Annotated in this window: 22 protein-coding genes; 16 read left to right on the top strand and 6 right to left on the bottom strand. The window is 69.5% G+C overall.

Annotated elements, in window-relative coordinates; translation table 11 throughout:
• The first annotated feature begins 58 nt into the window (after positions 1 to 58).
• The 11 genes from KY49_RS01475 to pyrF all read left to right on the top strand — a co-directional run bounded on the left by KY49_RS01475 (position 59) and on the right by pyrF (position 10,786).
• Positions 59 to 457: an EF-hand domain-containing protein gene (locus KY49_RS01475; protein WP_042583080.1), complete on the top strand. Its 399-nt coding sequence runs from the start codon at positions 59 to 61 to the stop codon at positions 455 to 457.
• A 327-nt stretch (positions 458 to 784) separates the two neighbouring features.
• Positions 785 to 1,687, top strand: coding sequence for an IclR family transcriptional regulator (locus KY49_RS01480; protein WP_042584499.1), 903 nt, complete (start codon positions 785 to 787; stop codon positions 1,685 to 1,687).
• Positions 1,684 to 2,706, top strand: coding sequence for a 2-dehydro-3-deoxygalactonokinase (locus tag KY49_RS01485; RefSeq protein WP_042583081.1), 1,023 nt, complete (start codon positions 1,684 to 1,686; stop codon positions 2,704 to 2,706). Before KY49_RS01480 ends, KY49_RS01485 begins: the two co-directional genes overlap by 4 nt.
• Positions 2,707 to 2,738: 32 nt before the next feature.
• Complete coding sequence (locus KY49_RS01490; protein ID WP_042583082.1) at positions 2,739 to 3,416, top strand: 2-dehydro-3-deoxy-6-phosphogalactonate aldolase; 678 nt, start codon at positions 2,739 to 2,741, stop codon at positions 3,414 to 3,416.
• Positions 3,416 to 4,195 carry an SDR family oxidoreductase gene (locus KY49_RS01495; RefSeq protein WP_042584500.1) on the top strand — a complete coding sequence of 260 codons (780 nt, stop codon included), beginning with the start codon at positions 3,416 to 3,418 and terminating at the stop codon, positions 4,193 to 4,195. Before KY49_RS01490 ends, KY49_RS01495 begins: the two co-directional genes overlap by 1 nt.
• A gap of 112 nt (positions 4,196 to 4,307) precedes the next feature.
• Positions 4,308 to 5,303, top strand: a complete 996-nt coding sequence (locus tag KY49_RS01500; RefSeq protein ID WP_042583083.1) for an arabinose ABC transporter substrate-binding protein — start codon at positions 4,308 to 4,310, stop codon at positions 5,301 to 5,303.
• 66 nt (positions 5,304 to 5,369) lie between these two features.
• Entirely contained in the window at positions 5,370 to 6,881 is a 1,512-nt protein-coding gene (gene araG, locus KY49_RS01505; RefSeq protein ID WP_042583084.1) for an L-arabinose ABC transporter ATP-binding protein AraG, read from the top strand.
• 70 nt (positions 6,882 to 6,951) lie between these two features.
• Positions 6,952 to 7,968, top strand: coding sequence for an L-arabinose ABC transporter permease AraH (gene araH, locus KY49_RS01510; RefSeq protein ID WP_042583085.1), 1,017 nt, complete (start codon positions 6,952 to 6,954; stop codon positions 7,966 to 7,968).
• Between the two features lie 4 nt (positions 7,969 to 7,972).
• Positions 7,973 to 8,767: an SDR family NAD(P)-dependent oxidoreductase gene (locus tag KY49_RS01515; protein WP_373365520.1), complete on the top strand. Its 795-nt coding sequence runs from the start codon at positions 7,973 to 7,975 to the stop codon at positions 8,765 to 8,767.
• Between the two features lie 66 nt (positions 8,768 to 8,833).
• The gene (locus KY49_RS01520) at positions 8,834 to 9,904 is read left to right on the top strand and encodes an aldose 1-epimerase (RefSeq protein WP_042583086.1); all 1,071 of its coding nucleotides are present in this window, start codon (positions 8,834 to 8,836) and stop codon (positions 9,902 to 9,904) included.
• 39 nt (positions 9,905 to 9,943) lie between these two features.
• Positions 9,944 to 10,786 (top strand): orotidine-5'-phosphate decarboxylase, encoded by an 843-nt coding sequence (pyrF, locus tag KY49_RS01525; RefSeq protein WP_010091310.1) that lies wholly within the window; start codon positions 9,944 to 9,946, stop codon positions 10,784 to 10,786.
• An 86-nt stretch (positions 10,787 to 10,872) separates the two neighbouring features.
• On the opposite strand, the gene KY49_RS01530 is transcribed toward pyrF, so the two are convergent.
• The 3 genes from KY49_RS01530 to thiL are packed head-to-tail and all read right to left on the bottom strand — an operon-like array spanning position 10,873 to position 12,936.
• Positions 10,873 to 11,373 (bottom strand): CinA family protein, encoded by a 501-nt coding sequence (locus KY49_RS01530; protein ID WP_042583087.1) that lies wholly within the window; start codon positions 11,371 to 11,373, stop codon positions 10,873 to 10,875.
• A gap of 29 nt (positions 11,374 to 11,402) precedes the next feature.
• Entirely contained in the window at positions 11,403 to 11,948 is a 546-nt protein-coding gene (locus KY49_RS01535) for a phosphatidylglycerophosphatase A family protein (RefSeq protein WP_042583088.1), read from the bottom strand.
• A complete protein-coding gene (thiL, locus tag KY49_RS01540; RefSeq protein WP_042583089.1) occupies positions 11,938 to 12,936 on the bottom strand; it encodes a thiamine-phosphate kinase in 999 nt (332 codons plus the stop codon). Before thiL ends, KY49_RS01535 begins: the two co-directional genes overlap by 11 nt.
• A gap of 177 nt (positions 12,937 to 13,113) precedes the next feature.
• On the opposite strand from thiL, the gene KY49_RS01545 reads away from it, so the two are divergent.
• From KY49_RS01545 to KY49_RS01560, 4 genes are all read left to right on the top strand, one after another.
• Complete coding sequence (locus KY49_RS01545) at positions 13,114 to 15,414, top strand: NADP-dependent malic enzyme (protein WP_042583090.1); 2,301 nt, start codon at positions 13,114 to 13,116, stop codon at positions 15,412 to 15,414.
• Positions 15,415 to 15,744: 330 nt separating this feature from the next.
• The gene (locus tag KY49_RS01550; protein ID WP_042583091.1) at positions 15,745 to 16,176 is read left to right on the top strand and encodes a ribonuclease; all 432 of its coding nucleotides are present in this window, start codon (positions 15,745 to 15,747) and stop codon (positions 16,174 to 16,176) included.
• A 16-nt stretch (positions 16,177 to 16,192) separates the two neighbouring features.
• Complete coding sequence (locus tag KY49_RS01555; protein WP_010094281.1) at positions 16,193 to 16,759, top strand: barstar family protein; 567 nt, start codon at positions 16,193 to 16,195, stop codon at positions 16,757 to 16,759.
• Positions 16,760 to 16,993: 234 nt separating this feature from the next.
• Positions 16,994 to 17,719 carry a hypothetical protein gene (locus tag KY49_RS01560; RefSeq protein ID WP_042583092.1) on the top strand — a complete coding sequence of 242 codons (726 nt, stop codon included), beginning with the start codon at positions 16,994 to 16,996 and terminating at the stop codon, positions 17,717 to 17,719.
• 69 nt (positions 17,720 to 17,788) lie between these two features.
• On the opposite strand, the gene KY49_RS01565 is transcribed toward KY49_RS01560, so the two are convergent.
• The 3 genes from KY49_RS01565 to speE are packed head-to-tail and all read right to left on the bottom strand — an operon-like array spanning position 17,789 to position 19,867.
• Positions 17,789 to 18,556, bottom strand: coding sequence for a 16S rRNA (uracil(1498)-N(3))-methyltransferase (locus KY49_RS01565; RefSeq protein ID WP_042583093.1), 768 nt, complete (start codon positions 18,554 to 18,556; stop codon positions 17,789 to 17,791).
• Positions 18,553 to 18,969, bottom strand: a complete 417-nt coding sequence (locus KY49_RS01570) for a VOC family protein (RefSeq protein WP_042583094.1) — start codon at positions 18,967 to 18,969, stop codon at positions 18,553 to 18,555. Before KY49_RS01570 ends, KY49_RS01565 begins: the two co-directional genes overlap by 4 nt.
• 40 nt (positions 18,970 to 19,009) lie before the next feature.
• Entirely contained in the window at positions 19,010 to 19,867 is an 858-nt protein-coding gene (gene speE / locus KY49_RS01575; protein WP_042584502.1) for a polyamine aminopropyltransferase, read from the bottom strand.
• 233 nt (positions 19,868 to 20,100) lie between these two features.
• On the opposite strand from speE, the gene tkt reads away from it, so the two are divergent.
• Positions 20,101 to 22,173, top strand: a complete 2,073-nt coding sequence (gene tkt / locus KY49_RS01580) for a transketolase (protein WP_029226405.1) — start codon at positions 20,101 to 20,103, stop codon at positions 22,171 to 22,173.
• The last annotated feature ends 33 nt before the right edge of the window (positions 22,174 to 22,206 follow it).

The raw sequence follows: 22,206 nt of genomic DNA on the forward strand, positions 1-22,206 counted from the left end.
GCGCGTCACGGCGCGGGCTGCCGGCCGTCGACGACCTCATTCCAGACTGGAGCCTGACATGAAGAAGCGATTTATCGTCATCGCCGCAGCGCTCGCCTGCGGCAGTCTCGCCACTTCGTTCTCCGCGTTCGCGCAGGCGAGCGACGCCGCCGCACCCGTGCGATCCCGCCAGGCGCAGCTCGGCGATCCGTACGTGCCGCCCGCCGCGCGCAAGCCGACCGCGGGCACGCAGACGACCGGCGCCGCGCTGCACGCGCAGGTGGTGGCCAAGCTCGCCCGGCAGTTCCGCGCGGCCGACACGCAGAACACCGGCTCGGTGACCGAGGCGCAGGCGCGCGCGGCCGGACTCGGCTACGTCGCGAACCACTTCCGGCAGATCGACTCGACCGGCAGCGGGCGTGTGTCGTTCAGCGACGTGCAGCGCTACATGCAGACGCGCGACGCGAACCAGCAGTAAGCGCGCCACGAGCACGACAAACGGGGGCGGAACCTGCGGCGAATGCGGGTTCCGCCCCCGTATTACTTCGTGCGCATGTGCTGCAATATCTCAGTATCTGGACAACGCATTCAAATATTGGAGCTGAATGCGCGCACTCCTACAATCCGAAGCACATCGACAGGCTTCGGACTCCCGCATCGCGCGGCGCCCGACGCACACGGAGACACTTTCCATGACGTTCGCCGGGCGCTTTACGCGGTGCATCGACCGCCGCTTCGCCGCGGCGCCGGATCACGGTTCGGCGCACGCAGCGGCATGACCGATTCCGTTGAAGACAGCCCGCTCATGACCAACATGCCCGCATCTTTTGCCCTCGACGTCCGCCGTCCGGCACCGGACGGCGCGCCGCCCCTCACCGACAGCATCGGCGCGACCAGCACGCCGCTCGATCTCGCGGCGCAGCAGGCCGGCACGCAGACGCTGCTGCGCGGCCTCGCGATCCTCGAGGCGATCGCGAACGGCGCGCGCGACATGCGCGCGATCGGCGCGGCGCTCGGCACGACGCGCAGCACCACGCACCGCCTCGTCAGCAGCCTCGTGCAGGCGCGCTACCTGCGCCAGGTGCAGGGCGGCTACCTGCTCGGCCCGAAGCTGATCGAGCTCGGCACGATCGCGCTCGAGCAGATGCCGCTGACCGCGGTCGCGCGGCCGCACCTGGAGGCGCTCGCCGAAGCGACGCTCGACACGATCCACCTCGGCGTGCGCGACGGCGACGACGTGCTCTACATCGACAAGATTCCCGGCACGCGCGGGCTCGAGATGCGCTCGCGCGTCGGCCACCGGATGCCGCTCGCGTCGACCGGCATCGGCAAGGCGATGATGCTCGACCTCGAGCCCGACACGTGGCGCACGCTGTTCGAAGCCGCGCGGCGCGCGCTCGCCGGCGTGAACTTCAAGCCGGACCGGCACCCGGACGCGAGCGCATTCCTGCAGCGCATGGCGCATTACGCGGCGGGCGGCTACACGTTCGATCTCGAGGAAAACGAAGCGTCGATCCGCTGCGTCGCCGCGCCGATCCGCGATGCGTCCGGCGCGATCGTCGCGGCGGTGTCGGTGGCGAGCACGATTCCGTACATGCCGCACGACCGGATGGACGAACTGATTCCGCTCGTGCAGCGCGAAGCGCGAGCCATTTCCGCGGAACTGGGCTGGAGCCCGCCGCAGGGTACCCGCAGGATCAAGCGATGACGAACCCGACCCGGATCGCTCCGGACACCTCCACCGCCGCCCCGGCGCTGATCGCGCTCGACTGGGGCACGACCTCGCTGCGCGCGTACCTGTACGACGCGCACGGCGCGCTGCTCGCGACCCGCAGCCGCGCGGCGGGCGTGATGCACGTGCCGGCGGGCGGCGCGCGCGCGTTCGACGCCGCGTTCGAGGAAGCATGCGGCGACTGGCTCGACCGCGCGCCCGGCGTGCCGGTGCTCGCCGCCGGCATGGTCGGCAGCGCGCAGGGCTGGCGCGAGGCGCCTTACGTCGAAGCGCCGGCCGGCGTCGATGCGCTGGTCGCCGGCATCGTCACGATCGAAAGCGCGCGCGGCGCGACGGTGTCGATCGTGCCCGGCGTGATCGCGACGGGCGAGTTGCCCGACGTGATGCGCGGCGAAGAAACGCAGATCGTCGGCGCACTCGATGAAGCTTCTTCAATTGGAGCGGATCATTCAGGTCTACTGATCGGGCTGCCGGGCACGCACGCGAAATGGGCGTGGGTGAAGCGCGGGCTCGTCGAGCGCTTCCAGACCTTCATGACGGGCGAGCTGTTCGGCGCGCTGCGCGATCACACGATCCTCGGGCGCACGATGCGCTCGCCCGAGGCACCCGATCGCGCGGCGTTCCTGCGCGGCGTGTCGGTCGCGCGCGGCGCGCAGCGCGCCGGCCTGCTCGCGACGATTTTCAGCACGCGCACGCTGGGCCTGACCGGCCGTCTCGCACCGCAAGCGCAGGGCGACTACCTGTCCGGCCTGCTGATCGGCCACGAGCTGAATGCGCTCGACGCGATGCTCGCGGAGCGCGGCGTCGCGCTCGCGAACCAGCCGCTGCTGCTGATCGGTGACGACGCGCTATGTGCGCGCTACGCGGCCGCGCTGCACGCGTTCGGCTGCCCGCATGCGCGGGTCGTTGCCGACGCGACCGAGCGCGGGCTGTGGCGGATCGCGTCGCGCGCCGGGCTCGTGCGCGCGGACAGTGCGCCGGTCTGCGCCGATTGATGAACCGAATCGATTGCGGAGGAAAGCCATCCATGTCGTCCGAACTCACGCTGCCCGCGCCGTATGCGCCGCATCCCGCGCTGATGCAGGCGTTCGCCGCGTGCCCGCTGATCGCGATCCTGCGCGGCATCACGCCCGACTACGCGGCGGCGCATGGCCATGCGCTCTATGAAGCGGGCTTCCGGATCGTCGAAGTGCCGCTCAACTCGCCCGAGCCGTTCGACAGCATCACGGCGCTGCGCCGCGCGCTGCCCGACGACGCGATCGTCGGCGCGGGCACCGTGCTGCGGCCCGAATACGTCGACCGCGTGCGGGACGCGGGCGGCGCGCTGATCGTGATGCCGCACGGCGACGGCGCGGTGATCCGCCGCGCGCGCGAGCTGGGCCTCGCGAGCGCGCCCGGCGTCGCGACGCCGACCGAGGCATTCGCCGCGCTCGCGAACGGCGCGGACGTGCTGAAGATGTTCCCGGCCGAGCAGCTCGGCCTGACGGTCGTGAAGGCGTGGCGCGCGGTGATCGATCGCGCGGTGCCGCTGGTGCCGGTCGGCGGCGTCACGCCCGACAACATGCAGGCGTTCCTCGCCGCCGGCGCGAACGGCTTCGGGCTCGGCTCCGCGCTGTACCGGCCCGGCCAGTCCGCCGACGCGACCGCGGCCCACGCGCGCGCGTTCCAGGCCGGGCTGCGCGCGGCGCGCGGCGGAGCCGCATGATGGGCCGCCTCGCGGGCAAGGTCGCGATGGTGACGGGCGCGGGCCGCGGCATCGGCGCGGCGATCGCGCACGCGTTCGCGCGCGAAGGCGCGGCGGTTGCGCTCGTCGACGTCGATCTTCCGCAGGCTGGCGCGACCGCAGCCGCGATCGCGCGCGAGATCGACGGTGCGCGCGTGCTGCCGCTTCACGCGGACGTCACGCGCCAGGACTCGGTGCGCGACGCGCTCGCGCAGGCCGAAGCGTCGCTCGGGCCGCTCGACGCGCTCGTCAACAACGCGGGCATCAACGTGTTCTGCGATCCGCTGACGATGACCGACGACGACTGGCGCCGCTGCTTCGCGGTCGATCTCGACGGCGTGTGGCACGGCTGCCGCGCGGCGTTGCCCGGCATGGTGGAGCGCGGGCGCGGCAGCATCGTGAACATCGCGTCGACGCATGCGTTCCGGATCATTCCGGGCTGCTTTCCGTACCCGGTCGCGAAGCACGGCGTGCTGGGCCTGACGCGCGCGCTCGGCATCGAATACGCGGCTCGCAACGTGCGCGTGAACGCGATCGCGCCGGGCTACGTCGAGACGCAGCTCACGCGCGACTGGTGGGATGCGCAGCCGGACCCGGCCGCCGCGCGGGCCGACACGCTCGCGCTGCAGCCGATGAAGCGGATCGGCCGGCCGGAGGAAGTCGCGATGACGGCCGTGTTCCTCGCGTCGGACGAGGCGCCGTTCATCAACGCGACCTGCATCACGGTCGATGGCGGGCGCGCGGCGCTGTATCACGACTGAAGGAGCTGCAGGACCGAATCGAAAGACCGCAGCGTGCGAGGGCCGCGCGCATGCTGCGTCGACACAAGTAAGCGGCCGTATTCCGATCGATGAAGACAAGGAGACACTGGAGATGAAACGCAGATCGTTCGTCACGCTCGCCGCCGCCGCCGCGGTGCTGATCGGCAGCCCGCTCGCGCACGCGGCCGACCCGGTCAAGATCGGCTTCCTCGTGAAGCAGCCGGAGGAGCCGTGGTTCCAGGACGAGTGGAAGTTCGCGGAGCTCGCCGCGAAGGACAAGGGCTTCACGCTCGTGAAGATCGGCGCGCCGTCCGGCGAGAAGGTGATGAGCGCGATCGACAACCTCGCCGCGCAGAAGGCGCAGGGCTTCATCATCTGCACGCCGGACGTGAAGCTCGGGCCGGGCATCGTCGCGAAGGCGAAGTCGCACGGGCTGAAGATGATGACCGTCGACGACCGCCTCGTCGACGGCGCCGGCAAGCCGCTCGAGGCGGTGCCGCACATGGGCATCTCCGCGTACAACATCGGCAAGCAGGTCGGCGACGGCATCGCGGCCGAGATCAGGAAGCGCGGCTGGAACATGAAGGAGGTCGGCGCGATCGACATCACCTACGAGCAGCTGCCGACCGCGCATGACCGCACCGCCGGCGCGACCGACGCGCTCGTCGCCGCGGGCTTTCCGAAGGCGAACGTGATCGCCGCGCCGCAGGCGAAGACCGACACCGAGAACGCGTTCAACGCCGCGAACATCGCGCTCACGAAGAACCCGCAGTTCAAGCACTGGGTCGCCTACGGCCTGAACGACGAGGCGGTGCTCGGCGCGGTGCGCGCGGCCGAAGGGCGCGGCTTCAAGGCGGCCGACATGATCGGCATCGGCATCGGCGGCTCCGACTCGGCGCTGAACGAATTCAAGAAGCCGCAGCCGACCGGCTTCTTCGGCACCGTGATCATCAGCCCGAAGCGCCACGGCGAGGAAACGTCCGAGCTGATGTACGCGTGGATCACGCAGGGCAAGGCGCCGGCACCGCTCACGCTGACGACCGGCATGCTCGCGACGCGCGAGAACGTCGGCAAGGTGCGCGACGAGATGGGGCTCGCGTCGAAGTAACCGTCCCGGGCGGCTGCCGCGCGCTGCGGCGGCCGACGGTCGATCGATCGTAACTGGAGAGGCGAAGTGTCAGCGGCACTGCGTTTTGACAATATCGGCAAGGTGTTTCCCGGCGTGCGCGCACTCGACGGCATCTCGTTCGACGTGCGTGCGGGCGAGGTGCACGGCCTGATGGGCGAGAACGGCGCGGGCAAGTCGACGCTGCTGAAGATTCTCGGCGGCGAATATCAGCCCGATGCGGGCAGCGTGCTGGTCGACGGCCGGCCCGTGCGCTTTCCGAATGCGGCCGCGTCGATCGCGGCCGGCATCGCGGTGATCCACCAGGAGCTGCAGTACGTGCCGGACCTGACGGTCGCGGAGAACCTGCTGCTCGGCCGCCTGCCGAATGCGTTCGGCTGGGTGAGGAAGGGCGAGGCGAAGCGCTACGTGCGCGAGCGGCTCGCCGCGATGGGCGTCGATCTCGATCCGGACGCGAAGCTCGGCCGCTTGTCGATCGCGCAGCGGCAGATGGTCGAGATCTGCAAGGCGCTGCTGCGCAACGCGCGCGTGATCGCGCTCGACGAGCCGACGAGCTCGCTGTCGCACCGCGAGACCGAGGTGCTGTTCAAGCTCGTCGACGACCTGCGCGCCGACGGCCGCGCGCTGATCTACATCTCGCACCGGATGGACGAGATCTACCGGCTGTGCGACGCGTGCACGATCTTCCGCGACGGCCGCAGGATCGCGTCGCACGCGTCGCTCGCCGACGTGCCGCGCGAGCGCCTCGTCGCGGAGATGGTCGGGCGCGAGATCGCCGACATCTATCACTACGCGCCGCGCGCGCTCGGCGACGTGCGCCTGTCGGTCGACGGGATCGAAGGCGACGCGCTGCGCGAGCCGGCCAGCTTCGCGGTGCGCGCGGGCGAGATCGTCGGCTTCTTCGGCCTCGTCGGCGCGGGGCGCAGCGAACTGATGCGGCTCGTGTACGGCGCCGATCGCAAGCGCGCGGGCGCGCTCGCGCTCGACGGCGCGCGCATCGACGTGAAGCGCACCGGCGACGCGATCCGCCACGGCATCGTGCTGTGCCCGGAGGACCGCAAGGAGGAAGGGATCATCGCGATGGCGTCGGTCGCGGAGAACATCAACATCAGCTGCCGCCGCCATTCGCTGCGCGCGGGCCTGTTCATCGACCGCAGGACCGAGAGCGAAACCGCCGACCGCTTCATCCAGCGGCTGAAGATCAAGACGCCGAGCCGCCGCCAGAAGATCCGCTTCCTGTCGGGCGGCAACCAGCAGAAGGCGATCCTGTCGCGCTGGCTCGCGGAGCCCGACCTGAAGGTCGTGATCCTCGACGAGCCGACGCGCGGCATCGACGTCGGCGCGAAGCACGAGATCTACGACGTGATCTACCGGCTCGCGGAGCGCGGCTGCGCGATCGTGATGGTGTCGTCGGAGCTGCCGGAAGTGCTCGGCGTGTCCGACCGCATCGTCGTGATGCGCGAAGGGCGCATCGCGGGCGAGCTGCCGCGCGCGCAGGCGAACGAGCATGCGGTGCTGAGCCTCGCGTTGCCGCAGACGAGCGCCGCGCAGGCGGCCTGAATTCACCAAGACGTTCGATTCCCGCGCGGCCGCCGACGGACCGCGCGATGCAGGAGCAGGAGACACCACCATGCAAGTCAGAGAAAACCTCGCCGGCGCCGCCGTGAAGCCCGCGGCCGATGCACTGGTTCCACAGCCGACCGATCGCCAGAAATGGTGGCAGCAGCTCACCGACTACAGCCTGATCGCGATCTTCGCGGCGATGTTCGTGACGATGTCGCTGAGCGTCGATCACTTCTTCTCGATCGACAACATGCTGGGCCTCGCGCTGTCGATCTCGCAGATCGGGATGGTCGCGTGCACGATGATGTTCTGTCTCGCGTCGCGCGACTTCGACCTGTCGATCGGCTCAACCGTCGCGTTCTCGGGCGTGTTGTGCGCGATGGTGCTCAACGCGACCGACAACACGTTCGTCGCGATCCTCGCCGCGGTCGCGGCGGGCGCCGCGATCGGCTTCGTGAACGGCGCGGTGATCGCGTACCTGCGGATCAACGCGCTGATCACGACGCTCGCGACGATGGAGATCGTGCGCGGGCTCGGCTTCATCGTGTCGAAAGGGCAGGCGGTCGGCGTGTCGTCGGACACCTTCATCGCGCTCGGCGGCCTCACGCTGTTCGGCGTGTCGCTGCCGATCTGGGTCACGGTGCTGTGCTTCGTCGTGTTCGGCGTGCTGCTGAACCAGACCGTGTACGGGCGCAACACGCTCGCGATCGGCGGCAACCCGGAGGCGTCGCGGCTCGCGGGGATCAACGTCGAGCGCACGCGCGTCTGGATCTTCCTGATCCAGGGCGCGGTGACGGCGCTCGCGGGCGTGATCCTCGCGTCGCGCATCACGTCGGGCCAGCCGAACGCCGCGCAGGGCTTCGAGCTGAACGTGATCTCCGCGTGCGTGCTCGGCGGCGTGTCGCTGCTGGGCGGGCGCGCGACGATCTCGGGCGTCGTGATCGGCGTGCTGATCATGGGCACCGTCGAGAACGTGATGAACCTGCTGAACATCGACGCGTTCTATCAATACCTGGTGCGCGGCGCGATCCTGCTGGCGGCCGTGCTGCTCGACCAGCTGAAGAACCGCGGCGGGCGCGACTGAACCGATGGAGCTGACCGACATGCACAACGAAACGTCCGCGCGCTATGCGCGCTACCCGAGCCTCGCCGACCGCACCGTGCTGATCACCGGCGGCGCGACCGGCATCGGCGCCGCGTTCGTCGAGCACTTCGCGGAGCAGGGCGCGCGCGTCGCGTTCGTCGATCTCGACGCCGCGGCGGGGCAGGCGCTCGCCGCGCGTCTCGCGCATGCGCGCCATGTGCCGCTGTTCGCCGCATGCGACCTCACCGACATCGGCGCGCTGCGCCGCACGATCGATGCGATCCGCGCGCAGGCCGGCGCGATTGCGGTGCTCGTCAACAACGCGGCGAACGACGTGCGCCATGCGATCGGCGACGTGACGCCCGAATCGTTCGACGCGGGCATCGCGGTGAACCTGCGCCACCAGTTCTTCGCCGCGCAGGCGGTGATCGACGACATGAAGCAGCTCGGCGGCGGCTCGATCATCAATCTCGGCTCGATCAGCTGGATGCTGAAGAACGGCGGCTATCCGGTGTACGTGACCGCGAAGGCGGCCGTGCAGGGGCTCACGCGTGGGCTCGCGCGCGACCTTGGCCCGTTCGGCATCCGCGTCAATTCGCTGGTGCCGGGCTGGGTGATGACCGACAAGCAGCGCCGGCTGTGGCTCGACGACGCGGGCCGCGCGGCGATCAAGGCCGGCCAGTGCCTCGACGCCGAGCTGCTGCCCGCCGATCTGGCGCGCATGGCGCTGTTCCTCGCGGCCGACGACAGCCGGATGATCACCGCGCAGGACGTGATCGTCGACGGCGGCTGGGCCTAGCTTGAACGGACCCTGGGCCGCGCCCGCGCGCCGCGAACCGACGACACTTCGACGAAGGAGCCCCTCATGACCGCTACGTCCTCGCTTGCCGCGTCGGCGGCGCCGCAATCGCGCCGCGCGCGCCTCGCCGCCGCCGCGCATCCGGTCAGCGCCGGACCGCAGACCGCCGCGCTCGCGCAGGGCGTCGGCGCGTCGCACACGGCGGCCGTCACGCTGTCGAACGCGGCGCTGCGGGTCGACGTGCTGCCGCATCTGGGCGGCGGGATCGCGCGTTTCGACTGGCGCGACGACGGCGCGCTCACGCCGGTGTTCCGCCGCTGCGAACGGCCCGACGCCGTGACCGATCCGAACGAGCTCGCGTGCTATCCGCTGCTGCCGTACTCGAACCGGATCGGCGGCGCGCGCTTCGAATGCGACGGCCGCCGCGTCGCGGTGCCGCGCAACCGCCGCGACGAGCCGCTGCCGATCCACGGCGACGGCTGGCTCGCGCGCTGGCAGGTCGACGCCGTGACCGACACGACGCTGCGGCTGTCGCTCGATCGCGGCGACGGCGCGCCCTATGCGTTTCGCGCGACGCAGACCTTCGCGCTCGACGACGCGACGCTGTCGATCGCGCTGACGATCGAGAACGCCGGCCGCGCGCGGCTGCCGTTCGGGCTCGGCGTGCATCCGTTCCTGGTGCGCGACGACGCGACCGCGCTCGCCGCCGCGGCGGGCGGGCTGTGGCTGTCGGGCGCCGACTTCCTGCCGGTGCGGCACGTGAACGTGCCGCCGGCGTGGCAGTTCGGCGTCGCGTATCCGCTGCCGGCGACGCTCGTGAACCATGCGTTCACCGGCTGGGGCGGCCATGCGACGGTGAGCTGGCCGCGCCGCGGGCTCACGCTGACCGTCGCGGCCGATGCGGATGCCTACGTGCTCTATACGCCGCCCGGCGAGGATTTCTTCTGCTTCGAGCCGGTCGATCATCCGATCAATGCGGTGAACCTGCCGGGCGGCGCGGCCGCGCACGGGATGACGCTGCTCGCGCCGGGCGAGCGGCTCGCGCGGCGCTTCGCGTTCACCGTCGAGCGCAGCGACGTGCGCGGCGAAGCACGCGGTGATGCGCCCGCGCGCGAAAGCCGCCGGCGACGCAGGTAAAATGGGCGGTCTACCAACGGTTAGCCGCGAGTACCCGCCATGTCTTCCCCGCTTACTTTCATCGAATCGCTGCGCGCCGCGTGGCAGCGCACCAATTCGCTGCTGTGCGTCGGCCTCGATCCCGAGCCGTCGCGCTTCCCCGTGCAGTTCGACGGCCAGCCCGACGCGATCTTCGAATTCTGCCGGCAGATCGTCGACGCGACCGCGCCGTACGCGAGCGCGTTCAAGCCGCAGATCGCCTACTTCGCCGCGCATCGCGCGGAAGACCAGCTCGAGCGGCTGATCGCGCACATCCACCTGCAGCATCCGGGCCTGCCGGTGATCCTCGACGCGAAGCGCGGCGACATCGGCAGCACCGCCGAGCAATACGCGCGCGAAGCGTTCGAGCGCTACCGCGCGGATGCGGTGACGGTGAATCCGTACATGGGCTTCGACTCGGTCGAGCCGTATTTCGAGCACGAAGGCAAGGGCGTGATCGTGCTGTGCCGCACGTCGAACCCGGGCGGCTCGGACCTGCAGTTTCTGGAAACGAACGGGGCCGGCCATCCGGGCCGCCCGCTGTACCAGGTGGTCGCCGACCTCGCGGCGAACAAGTGGAACGCGAAGAGCGGCCAGCTCGGCCTCGTCGTCGGCGCGACGTTCCCGAACGAAATCGAAGTCGTGCGCGGGATCGTCGGCGACATGCCGCTGCTGATTCCGGGCATCGGCGCGCAGGGCGGCGACGTGGAGGCGACCGTCCGCGCAGGCCGCACGGCCGACGGCACCGGAATGATGATCAACTCGTCGCGCGCGATCCTGTACGCGAGCAAGGACGAGGATTTCGCCGAAGCCGCGGCGCTTGCCGCGCAGAAGACCCGCGACGCGATCAACGCGCATCGTTGAGCGGGGCGGGCCGCCGATCGCGGCCCGTTTCTTGGGTCCATCTCATGCGACCCGTCTCGTGCGGCCCGCACCGGGCCGCCGGCGCGTCAGCCCTCGCGCTCTTCGAGCAGTTTCAGCAGCCCGCGCAGCGCATGCGCGGCGGCCTGCGTGCGGATCTGCTCGCGATCTCCCTTGAACACCAGTGTTTCGGCGTCGGTATGCAGCCGGTTGCTCCACGCGAACGACACGGTGCCGACCGGCTTCTTCTCGCTGCCGCCCGCGGGCCCGGCGATGCCGGTCACCGCGAGCGACACCTGCGCGCGGCTGTTGCGCAGCGCGCCTTCGGCCATCGCGCGCGCGACCGGCTCGCTGACGGCGCCGTGCTTGTCGATCAGCTCGGGCGGCACGCCGATCATCTCGCTCTTGGCCTGGTTCGAATAGGTGACGAAGCCGCGCTCGAACCACTGGCTGCTGCCGGAGATGTCGGTGATCGCTGCGGCGATCATCCCGCCGGTGCAGGATTCGGCGGTCGCGAGCAGCAGGTGCTCGTCGCGCAGCTTGTTGCCTGCGCGGATCGCAAGCTGATGGACGACGGAATCGGTTGGCATGCGAAAGGGGAATACGGGAGTCGGAAAGATCAGCCGGCGAAGGACCGCCACAGCGCGATCACGAGCAGTGACATGAACGCGGCGATCAGGTCGTCGGCCATGATGCCGAGGCCGCCCGTCATCCGGCGTTCGAGGTAGCGGATCGGCGGCGGCTTGAGCATGTCGAAGCAGCGGAACACGACGAAGGCCCAGAGCTGGCCGACGAACGTCGCCGGCGTGACGAACAGCATCACGATCCAGATCGCGACGATCTCGTCCCAGACGACCGGGCCCGGGTCGGCGTTGCCGAGCTTCTTCGCGGTGAAGCCGGTGAGCCAGACGCCGGCGACGAAGCCGGCCGCGATCAGCCCCCACCATTCGGGCACCGTCAGGTAGCGGCTGAACGCGACGAACGTCAGCCAGCCGAACAGCGTGCCGAACGTGCCGGGCATGATCGGCGCGAGGCCGCTGCCGAACCCGAGCGACAGCAGGTGCGCGGGATGCGAGAACATGAAGCGCACGGTGGCGCGTCTCGGCACGTGGGGCGTTGCGCCGGCGTCGGCCGCGGCGCGCGGGGGCGTCGGGTCAGTCTGCATGGAAGTGGTCGAAACCGTGCAACGTGAGAGCGAGGGGCGCGCCGGCGGCGTCGTGCCACGCGATCGCGGGCCGCTCCGACGGCGTGGACAACGCGCGTATTGTACCGATTCGCGTGACCGCGACGCCGGCGCCGGCGCCCGCCGCCTCGACCGCCGCGCGGGCGGCGGCGGGCGCGGTGAAGCACAGTTCGTAGTCGTCGCCGCCGGCGAGCGTGCAGCGGCGCTGCACGTCGGGCGGCAGCGTCGCGAGCGCGGCCGAGCGCGGCACCGCGTCGGCGTCGATGTTCGCGCGCACGCGCGAGCGCTCGAGGATGTGCTGCAGGTCGCCCGCGAGGCCGTCCGAGAGGTCGAGCGCGGCGTGCGCGACGCCCGCGAGCGCGAGGCCGAGCGCGACGCGCGGCTCGGGGCGCTCGAGCGCCGCCCGGAACACGGCCGCTTCCTGTGCGCCGGCCGCCCATTCGCCGCGCGCGACGCCGAGCCCGGCCCGCGCGTCGCCGAGCGTGCCGGACACCCAGACGTCGTCGCCGTCGCGCGCGGCGTCGCGCCGCAGCGCGGCGTCGGGCGCGACTTCGCCGAACACGGTCACGCACAGGTTCAGCGGCCCGCTCGTCGTGTCGCCGCCGATCAGCTCGCAGCCGAACCGCTCCGCGAGCGCGAAGAGCCCGTCGCTGAACGCTTCGAGCCACGCCGCGTCGGCGCGCGGAAGCGCGCACGCGAGCGTGAACGCGCGCGGCTCGGCGCCCATCGCCGCGAGGTCGGACAGGTTGACCGCGAGCGTCTTGTGGCCGAGCGCGTGCGGCGCGACGTCGGGGAAGAAGTGGCGGCCCTCGACCAGCATGTCCGTCGAAATGGCGAGCAATTTCCCGGATCGCGGCGCGAACAGCGCGCAATCGTCGCCGATCCCGAGCGTCGCGGCGCGCGCGCCCCGGGCCGCGCGGCGCGCGAAGAAGCGGTCGATCAACGAGAACTCGGAGAGGGAGGCTGGCACGGCGGACGGACCCGAAGCGGTTGAGAGAACGGCACATTGTACGAGGCGAACGGCGGCGCTCCTGCACCGTTCAGTACAATTTTGTCGCGACTGTTGCACCTGAATGGAGGTTTTGGCGACTTCGATTGGCGCTACAATGCGTCGACTAGGTATTCTAATCCGCACGCCACGAGACACATGTCCACGCAAGCCTCCTCCAAAGCCAAGCTCCGCGAAGCCGCCCTCGACTACCACGAATTCCCGACCCCCGGCAAGGTCGCGATTGCGCCGACCAAGCAGATGATCAACCAGCGCGACCTGGCGCTCGCCTATTCGCCGGGCGTCGCGTTCGCGTGCGAGGAGATCGTCGAGAATCCGCTCAACGCGGCCCGCTTCACCGCGCGCAGCAACCTGGTCGGCGTCGTCACGAACGGCACCGCGGTGCTCGGCCTCGGCAACATCGGCCCGCTCGCGTCGAAGCCGGTGATGGAAGGCAAGGCCGTGCTGTTCAAGAAGTTCGCCGGCATCGACGTATTCGACATCGAGCTGAACGAGTCCGATCCGCACAAGCTCGTCGACGTGATCGCCGCGCTCGAGCCGACCTTCGGCGGCATCAACCTGGAAGACATCAAGGCGCCGGACTGCTTCATCGTCGAGCGCGAAGCCCGCAAGCGGATGAAGATCCCGGTCTTCCACGACGACCAGCACGGCACCGCGATCGTCGTCGCCGCGGCCGTCACGAACGGCCTGAAGGTGGTCGGCAAGAACATCAAGGAAGTCAAGCTCGTCGCGTCCGGCGCGGGCGCGGCCGCCCTCGCGTGTCTCGACCTGCTGGTCGACATCGGCCTGCCGCTCGAGAACATCACGGTGACCGACCTGGCCGGCGTGGTCTACAAGGGCCGCACCGAACTGATGGACCCGGACAAGGAGCGTTTCGCGCGCGAAACCGACGCGCGCACGCTCGCCGAGGTGATCGACGGCGCGGACATCTTCCTCGGCCTGTCGGCGGCCGGCGTGCTGAAGCAGGAGATGGTCAAGGGGATGGCCGAGCGCCCGCTGATCCTCGCGCTCGCGAACCCGACGCCGGAAATCCTGCCGGAGCTCGCGCTCGAAGTGCGCCCGGACGCCGTGCTCGCGACCGGCCGCACCGATTATCCGAACCAGGTCAACAACGTCCTGTGCTTCCCGTTCATCTTCCGCGGCGCGCTCGACGTCGGCGCGACGACGATCACGCGTGAAATGGAGATCGCCGCCGTCAACGCGATCGCCGAGCTCGCGCAGCAGGAGCAGAGCGACATCGTCGCGACCGCGTACGGGATCCAGGACCTGTCGTTCGGCCCCGAATACCTGATTCCGAAGCCGTTCGATCCGCGCCTGATCGTGAAGATCGCGCCGGCCGTCGCGCAGGCCGCGATGGACGGCGGCGTCGCGACGCGCGCGATCGAGGACATGGACGCGTACAAGCAGCACCTGCAGCAGTTCGTGTACCACAGCGGCACGACGATGAAGCCGATCTTCCAGCTCGCGCGCAGCGTGCCGGCCGAGAAGAAGCGCGTCGTGTTCGCGGAAGGCGAGGAAGAGCGCGTGCTGCGCGCCGTTCAGATCGTCGTCGACGAAAAGCTCGCGAAACCGATCCTGATCGGCCGTCCGGCCGTGATCGAGCACCGTATCCAGCGCTACGGCCTGCGCCTGACGCCGGGCGTCGACTACACCGTCGTCAACACCGAGCACGACGAGCGCTACCGCGAGTTCTGGCAGGACTACGCGAAGATGATGGCGCGCAAGGGCATCAGCGAGCAGCTCGCGCGCGTCGAGATGCGCCGCCGCACGACGCTGATCGGCTCGATGCTCGTGAAGAAGGGCGAAGCGGACGGGATGATCTGCGGCACGATCAGCACGACGCACCGCCACCTGCACTTCATCGACCAGGTGATCGGCAAGCGCCCGGGCTGCAGCGTGTACGCGGCGATGAACGGCCTCGTGCTGCCGGGCCGGCAGATTTTCCTCGTCGACACGCACGTGAACGTCGATCCGACCCCGGAACAGCTCGCCGAGATCACGATCATGGCGGCGGAGGAAGTGCGCCGCTTCGGCATCGAGCCGAAGGTCGCGCTGCTGTCGCACTCGAATTTCGGCACGAGCAACGCGCCGTCCGCGCAGAAGATGCGCGATACGCTCGCGATCCTGCAGGAACGCGCGCCGGACCTGAAGGTCGACGGCGAAATGCACGGCGACGTCGCGCTCGACGCGGCGCTGCGCAAGGAAATCCTGCCGGATTCGACGCTGGAAGGCGAAGCGAACCTGCTGGTCCTGCCGAACATCGATGCCGCGAACATCGCGTACAACCTGCTGAAGACGGCCGCGGGCAACAACATCGCGATCGGGCCGATCCTGCTCGGCGCCGCGCAGCCGGTGCACGTGCTGACCGAATCGGCGACGGTGCGCCGGATCGTCAACATGGCCGCGCTGCTCGTGGCCGACGTGAACGCGACGCGTTAAGCGAATTTGTAAATAAAAGAAAAAACGGCGTGCCCGCAATGGGCACGCCGCCGGGCAGGGCGCGCATGCGCTTCCCATAAGCAACAGCAGCATCTCTCCACTCCGGGTTGCGAGCGTGGCAGGGAGGCAGGGTCTTGCCATGCGAGAGATGCCGTCGGTATTTTATCTCATGCAAGATAAAAGTAACCATGTTTCGGTAAAATTTGCCCGGGGCCTGATCCGGGCAGGCTTTCAATCCCCAAACGAACATTGATTCGCGCGGACAATAGCGCTACGCTAACGCCTTTGTTGGTCGTCAACTACTTGATTTAACAGCGGGAACCCTGGTTCATGGCACGCAAGTGGCTCCGCAACGGCGCGCTCGCGTCCGTCTTCGCGATGTTCGCGATGGGTATCGTCGGCACGCCGACGGGCAGTCTGGTTTCCGCCGCCTACGCACGGCAGGCCGTTGCGGCCGACGTGGCCGCCGGCGGGTTCGATACGATCCCGACCGCCCGCCTTCCGCGCGAGGCCGTGACCACGCTTGGCCTGATTGCCGGTGGCGGTCCCTATCCGTACGAGAAAGACGGCGTCGTGTTCGGCAATCGTGAGCGGATCCTGCCGAAGGCGAAGCGCGGCTTCTACCACGAGTACACCGTGCCGACCCCGCGCGCGCGCAATCGCGGTGCGCGCCGGATCGTCTGCGGCGGGCCGCTGCGCCGGGTCGACAATTGTTATTACACGGACGACCACTACAACAGTTTCAGACGTATTGTTGAATGACTTCGGGATGAACGGCATGAGCGACTCCATCTACACGCACGACACGGCGTCGGCGGCGGATCTGTTCGCGGCCGGCGACGGCAATCTGTTTCAGCGCGTGATGCAGTTGCGCGCGGCGGTGCAGGCCGGCGACGCGCCTGCAGAGCAGGAAGCCAGCCCCGGGCTTTCATCGAACGAGGAGCCTATGAGCCTTTTCACGACCGTGCGACCCAATCTCGTGCAGTCGATCCGCGCGTTTCGCGTGCAGGATCTCGCCGACGAAGCCGGCCGGCTCGGCCAGCATTTCCTGTATGCGTATTGCGGCGCCGCGCAGTCGAAGCAGGAAGTGATGGAAACGATCGCGACGTCGTTCCTGTTTCCGAAGCATTTCGGCAAGAACTATGACGCGCTGTACGACTGCCTGACCGATCTGGTCGCGAAGGCGGGCGCGCAGCCCGGCTTCGTGATCGTGCTCGAAGGGCTGCCGATCGCGCAGAAGTTCGACAAGGAAGGCCGCGAGACGCTGCTCGACGTGTTCCGCGAGGCGGCCGAGTTCTGGGCCGAGCGCAAGGTTGCGTTCCGCGTGTTTTATTCGTTCGCGTAAAAGTCCGGCGCTCGTCTCGGTTGCATAAGAAAGCCCGCCTTCGTGCGGGCTTTTTTGCGCCTGTGGAACCGGCGGCGGTGCGCCGCCTGCGGCGCGAGCCCGTCGACGCTTTCGTCGCGCGCTATTTTCCGGGACAATCGGCCGCCGTCCGGCGCGTCGGCGGCTTTCGGTGGCGCAGCCGACTTCGCGTGCCGGACCGACAATTCGATCAATCCGAGAGAGGGCTATATTCCCATGACCGATTTCCGTCTCGCGCGGCGTGCCGCCGTGCGCGTGCTCGTCCTGTCGGCGCTCGCCGTCGCTGGCGTCGCCAATGCCGCACCGGTTTCGCCGACCCGCACCACCGAACTGTTCCTTGGCCTGTTCGTGAACGGCGACCTGTCGAAGGGCCGGGAATACAACGACGCGATGCGCGACTACCTGCACGGCAAGAACGCGCTCGATCTCGATGCGTACGAGAAGACGAGGACCGACCTGCGCAAGCAGTTGGCAGACCGGCTCGTGAATGCGCTGCCGCCCAACGTGCGCGCGCGCCAGGAAAAGCCGGCCCGCGACATGATGGCCGCGTTTGCTTCGACGATGAGCAGGTCCCGGTGCAGGGTGACGGGCGAGACGCGTGCGCCGAACCCCGGCCGCGACGGACAGTCGATCGCGACCGTGACCTATGCGTGCGACGTGGCGAATGTCGGACCTGGCGTGAAGCAGGTGGAGGCCGCGGTGCTGCCGGCGCCGGGCAAGTCGGAACAACAGCGCAGGGCGGCGTTCGACACGATGTTTGCCGACATGGCCCGAGCGATGAACGACGCGCCGGTCGATTTGCCGATGACCGGCTCGATCGAACTGTTTGGCAGCGACGATACGGCGTGGACGAGCCCGTATGCGGGCGACATGTACCAGGCCGTGGCCGACTCGATTTTCAAGTCGGTCAGGATGCCGCGGACGGAGCGCGGCGACGAATGACGGGGCCGGCGAGGGCGCTGCCGGCGGCGGCGTGGCGACGTCCGCCGTTGCCGTCACGGCCGGCGTCGGTCACCATCCCCCCCAGCGCGCCGCAAGCGCCGCCAGCACCGCCGCGCCGGCCGTCTCCGTGCGCAGCACCCGCGGCCCGAGTGACAGCGCCGTGAACCCGTGCGCGCGCGCCGCGTGTTCCTCGTCGGGCGACAGCCCGCCTTCCGGGCCGATCAGCAGCGTGACGCTCGCCGCGGGCGGCGCGTCGGGCAGCGACGCAAACGGATTGCTCGCGCGCGGCGACAGCAGCAGCCGCAGCTCGCCGTCGGCCCGCGCGGCCGGCAGCGCATCGAGCCACGCGTCGAAGCCGCGCACCGGCGCGACGTCCGGCACGCGGTTGCGTCCGCACTGTTCGCACGATGCGCGCACGATGCCGCGCCAGTGCGCGACGCGCTTCTCCGCGCGTTCGCCCGACAGCCGCACGACGCCGCGCGACGTCGACAGCGGCGCGATCGCCGCGACCCCGAGCTCGACCGCCTTCTCGATCACCCAGTCCATCTTGTCGCCGCCGGCGATCCCCTGCGCGAGCGTCACGCGATACGGCGGCTCCGCCTCCGCGGGCTCGAACGCGTCGAGCTGCGCGACCGCGCTGCGCTTGTCGATCTCGACGAGCCGCGCGCGGTACTGGCCGCCCGTGCCGTCGAACAGCGCGAGCGCATCGCCCGGCTGCAGCCGCAGCACCTGCGCGTGACGGGCGACGTCGGCCGGCAGCGCGAGCACGGCGCCGGCGCTCAGCGCCGCCTCGACGAAAAAGCGCGGCACGGCCGCGGTCGTGGTGGCTTCGCTCATGATTCGAGACGGCGCGCGAGCGCCCAGCGGTAGCCGTCGAGATCCTCGACCTGCGCGAAGCGGTCGCCCCAGAACTGGTCCTGCGGCGCGCTCAGCGATTTCGCGCCGGCATCGAGCGCGCGCTGCCAGGTCGCGTCCACGTCGTCGACGTACAGATAGAACGATTGCGGCGCGGTCGCGCCCGCGCTCCGCGGCGTGCGGGCGGTCGAGCCGAACGCGCCTTCGGGCGCGAACATCACGATCAACTGGCCGCGATAGACCATCTCGACGTGCATGACCGCGCCGTCCTCGTCGAGCACGTCGCGCAGCTCGAAGCCGAACGCGGCCTTGAAGAAATCGATGCTCGCGTGCGCATTGCGCACGGCCAGGTAAGGCGTCAACCAAGGCACGTCGGCCGGACGTGGATCGGCCATGAATATCTCCTGGATGGGGAAAGCGGAACGGCGCGACAGCTCAGCGGCGCGCGCCCAGAGTATCGCGCAGCGCGCGCGGCAACGCGAACAGCGCCGGGTGCAGCCGCGCGTCGTAGTAGCGCAGCCCTTCGACGCCGCGGCTCGCGAGGCGTTCCTCGATGTCGTGCATGAACAGCGACGCGGCGTCGAGCGTGTCGCTCGCGATCGCCATCAGCCACACCGAGCCGTACAGCGGCACGTGCGCGGACAACGGATCGACGACCGCGAAGCTCGCGCGCAGGTCGGCGAGCAGCGCGGCGATGCGCGCCGCGTGAAAGACCGGCGAGCCGAGATGCATCGTGATCGCGCCGCACGGCGTCAGGATCCGCTTGAGATGCTTGTAGAAATCGCGCGTGTAGAGGCCGGCCGCCGGGGACTCCGGCGGCGTGAGATCGAACACGACGAGATCGAAATGCTCGACGGTCGACTCGACGAAGTGCGCGGCGTCGCCGATCACGACCTCGACGCGCGGGTCGTCGAGCGCGCCCTGGTGCACGTCGTCGAGGAAGCGGCGCGCCATGCCGACGACTTCGTCGTCGAGCTCCGCGACCACGATCCGCTCGATGCACGCGTGCTTGAGCAGCTGGCGCGCCGCGCCGCCGTCGCCGCCGCCGAGCACGAGCGCCTTGCGCGGCGACGGATGCGTGAGCGCGGCCGGGTGGGTCATGCATTCGTGGTAGATGTACTCGTCGCCGACCGACGTCATCGGCCGGCCGTCGAGCGTGAACAGTCGGCCCAGCTGCGGGGTCTCCCACACCTCGATCTGCTGATGCGGGGACGCGACGTGCGCAAGCCGCCGCGCATGCGGAAAGCCGTAGGCGGAGTCGGGCGTCGGGTGAAAGAGAAGCGTCGTGCTCACGGGCGGGGCGGGCAGTTCCAACGTCTGAATTATAGAGGGCGTACAGAGGGTGCGAAGCGGACAGCGGGAAGTTTGACGGAAAACCGTGCCGGAACGCCGACCGTTCGGAAGGGAAATGCCGGCCCATCTGGTAAAATAATGCGCTTTGCAGCCCCGTCCGTTGGCTCCGTCCGCTTCGCGTCCACCCTGGCGCCGCACTGCGCGCCGGGAGCGGCTGACTAGCGAGCTTCCGGATACCGCACGTGCCCCGTTTTCTCGACTCGATCTCCGGACTCGACATGACGACTTCGTCTCCCGCCTCCACCACCCTGATGGCCAACGCGATCCGCGCGCTCGCGATGGACGCCGTCCAGCAAGCGAACTCCGGCCACCCCGGCATGCCGATGGGCATGGCCGAAATCGGCGTCGCGCTCTGGTCCCGCCACCTCAAGCACAACCCGGCGAACCCGCACTGGGCCGACCGCGACCGCTTCGTGCTGTCGAACGGCCACGGCTCGATGCTGCTGTACGCGCTGCTGCACCTGACCGGCTACGACCTGCCGATGGAAGAGCTGAAGAACTTCCGCCAGCTGCATTCGAAGACGCCGGGCCACCCGGAATACGGGATCACGCCGGGCGTCGAGACGACCACCGGCCCGCTCGGCCAGGGTCTCGCGAACGCGGTCGGCATGGCGCTCGGCGAAGCGCTGATGGCCGACGAGTTCAACCGCGACGGCGCGAAGATCGTCGATCACCACACGTACGTGTTCCTCGGCGACGGCTGCCTGATGGAAGGCATCTCGCACGAGGCCTGCTCGCTCGCGGGCACGCTGAAGCTGAACAAGCTGATCGCGCTGTACGACGACAACGGCATCTCGATCGACGGCGACGTCGTCAACTGGTTCCACGACGACACGCCGAAGCGTTTCGAGGCATACGGCTGGAACGTGATCCCGAACGTGAACGGCCATGACGTCGACGCGGTCGACGCGGCGATCGCGAAGGCGAAGCTGTCGGACAAGCCGACGCTGATCTGCTGCAAGACGGTGATCGGCAAGGGCGCGGCGACCAAGGCCGGCGGCCACGACGTGCATGGCGCGGCGCTCGGCGCGGAAGAAATCGCGAAGACGCGCGAGGCGCTCGGCTGGAAGTGGGAGCCGTTCGTGATTCCGCAAGAAGTCTACGCGGCGTGGGATGCGAAGGAAGCGGGCAAGCGCGGCGAATCCGACTGGGACGCGGCGTTCGCGCAGTACCGTGCGAAGTATCCGGCGGAAGCGGCCGAATTCGAGCGCCGGATGGCCGGCAAGCTGCCCGCCGACTGGGCGGAGAAGGCGAAGGCGATCATCGCCGGCGCGAACGAGCGCGGCGAAACCGTCGCGACCCGCAAGGCGTCGCAGCAGGCGATCGAAGGCCTCGCCGCGGTGCTGCCCGAGCTGCTCGGCGGCTCGGCCGACCTGACCGGCTCGAACCTGACCAACTGGAAGGCGTCGAAGGCGGTTCGTGCGAATCCGGAAGGCCCGGGCGTCAAGCTGGGCAACCACATCAACTACGGCGTGCGCGAGTTCGGCATGAGCGCCGCGATCAACGGCCTCGCGCTGCACGGCGGCCACAAGCCGTTCGGCGGCACGTTCCTGACGTTCTCCGACTACAGCCGCAACGCGCTGCGCGTCGCCGCGCTGATGAAGGTGCCGTCGATCTTCGTGTTCACGCACGACTCGATCGGCCTCGGCGAAGACGGCCCGACGCACCAGTCGATCGAGCACGTGTCGAGCCTGCGCCTGATCCCGAACCACGACGTGTGGCGCCCGGCCGACACGGTCGAGACGGCCGTCGCGTGGACCCACGCGGTCGCCGCGGATCGTCCGTCGAGCCTGATCTTCAGCCGCCAGAACCTCGCGTTCAACCCGCGCACCGACGCGCAGATCGCGAACATCGAGAAGGGCGGCTACGTGCTGAAGGACTGGGACGAGGAGATCGTCGCGCGCAAGATCATCCTGATCGCGACGGGCTCGGAAGTCGAGCTCGCGATGAAGGCCGTCGAGCCGCTCGCGCAGCAGGGCATCGCCGCGCGCGTCGTGTCGATGCCGGCGACCACCGTGTTCGACCGCCAGGACGCCGAATACCGCGAGCGCGTGCTGCCGCACGGCGTGCGACGCGTCGCGATCGAAGCGGGCGTGACGAGCTTCTGGCACAAGTACGTCGGCCTGGAAGGCGGCGTGGTCGGGATCGACACGTTCGGCGAATCGGCGCCGGCCGGCGTGCTGTTCAAGCACTTCGGCTTCACCGTCGACAAGGTCGTCGAGACGGCCAAGGCCGTGCTGGCCTAAAAGCATTCGCGGCGCGCGCGTTCCCCACGCGCG

The sequence above is a fragment of the Burkholderia sp. MSHR3999 genome (genome assembly GCF_000833595.1).
GTDB classification, from domain to species: Bacteria; Pseudomonadota; Gammaproteobacteria; order Burkholderiales; family Burkholderiaceae; genus Burkholderia; species Burkholderia ubonensis.

What these genes read in the sequence shown, in the direction of transcription:
- KY49_RS01475 (WP_042583080.1), top strand. Translation starts at nt 59, where the DNA reads ATGAAGAAGCGATTTATCGTCATCGCCGCAGCGCTCGCCTGCGGCAGT.
- KY49_RS01490 (WP_042583082.1), top strand. Translation starts at nt 2,739, where the DNA reads ATGTCGTCCGAACTCACGCTGCCCGCGCCGTATGCGCCGCATCCCGCG.
- KY49_RS01480 (WP_042584499.1), top strand. Translation starts at nt 785, where the DNA reads ATGACCAACATGCCCGCATCTTTTGCCCTCGACGTCCGCCGTCCGGCA.
- KY49_RS01565 (WP_042583093.1), bottom strand. Translation starts at nt 18,556, where the DNA reads ATGAGCGAAGCCACCACGACCGCGGCCGTGCCGCGCTTTTTCGTCGAG.
- KY49_RS01520 (WP_042583086.1), top strand. Translation starts at nt 8,834, where the DNA reads ATGACCGCTACGTCCTCGCTTGCCGCGTCGGCGGCGCCGCAATCGCGC.
- araH (WP_042583085.1), top strand. Translation starts at nt 6,952, where the DNA reads ATGCAAGTCAGAGAAAACCTCGCCGGCGCCGCCGTGAAGCCCGCGGCC.
- KY49_RS01515 (WP_373365520.1), top strand. Translation starts at nt 7,973, where the DNA reads ATGGAGCTGACCGACATGCACAACGAAACGTCCGCGCGCTATGCGCGC.
- KY49_RS01500 (WP_042583083.1), top strand. Translation starts at nt 4,308, where the DNA reads ATGAAACGCAGATCGTTCGTCACGCTCGCCGCCGCCGCCGCGGTGCTG.
- KY49_RS01545 (WP_042583090.1), top strand. Translation starts at nt 13,114, where the DNA reads ATGTCCACGCAAGCCTCCTCCAAAGCCAAGCTCCGCGAAGCCGCCCTC.
- KY49_RS01495 (WP_042584500.1), top strand. Translation starts at nt 3,416, where the DNA reads ATGGGCCGCCTCGCGGGCAAGGTCGCGATGGTGACGGGCGCGGGCCGC.
- KY49_RS01535 (WP_042583088.1), bottom strand. Translation starts at nt 11,948, where the DNA reads ATGCAGACTGACCCGACGCCCCCGCGCGCCGCGGCCGACGCCGGCGCA.
- KY49_RS01555 (WP_010094281.1), top strand. Translation starts at nt 16,193, where the DNA reads ATGAGCGACTCCATCTACACGCACGACACGGCGTCGGCGGCGGATCTG.
- KY49_RS01570 (WP_042583094.1), bottom strand. Translation starts at nt 18,969, where the DNA reads ATGGCCGATCCACGTCCGGCCGACGTGCCTTGGTTGACGCCTTACCTG.
- KY49_RS01550 (WP_042583091.1), top strand. Translation starts at nt 15,745, where the DNA reads ATGGCACGCAAGTGGCTCCGCAACGGCGCGCTCGCGTCCGTCTTCGCG.
- KY49_RS01485 (WP_042583081.1), top strand. Translation starts at nt 1,684, where the DNA reads ATGACGAACCCGACCCGGATCGCTCCGGACACCTCCACCGCCGCCCCG.
- pyrF (WP_010091310.1), top strand. Translation starts at nt 9,944, where the DNA reads ATGTCTTCCCCGCTTACTTTCATCGAATCGCTGCGCGCCGCGTGGCAG.
- KY49_RS01560 (WP_042583092.1), top strand. Translation starts at nt 16,994, where the DNA reads ATGACCGATTTCCGTCTCGCGCGGCGTGCCGCCGTGCGCGTGCTCGTC.
- KY49_RS01530 (WP_042583087.1), bottom strand. Translation starts at nt 11,373, where the DNA reads ATGCCAACCGATTCCGTCGTCCATCAGCTTGCGATCCGCGCAGGCAAC.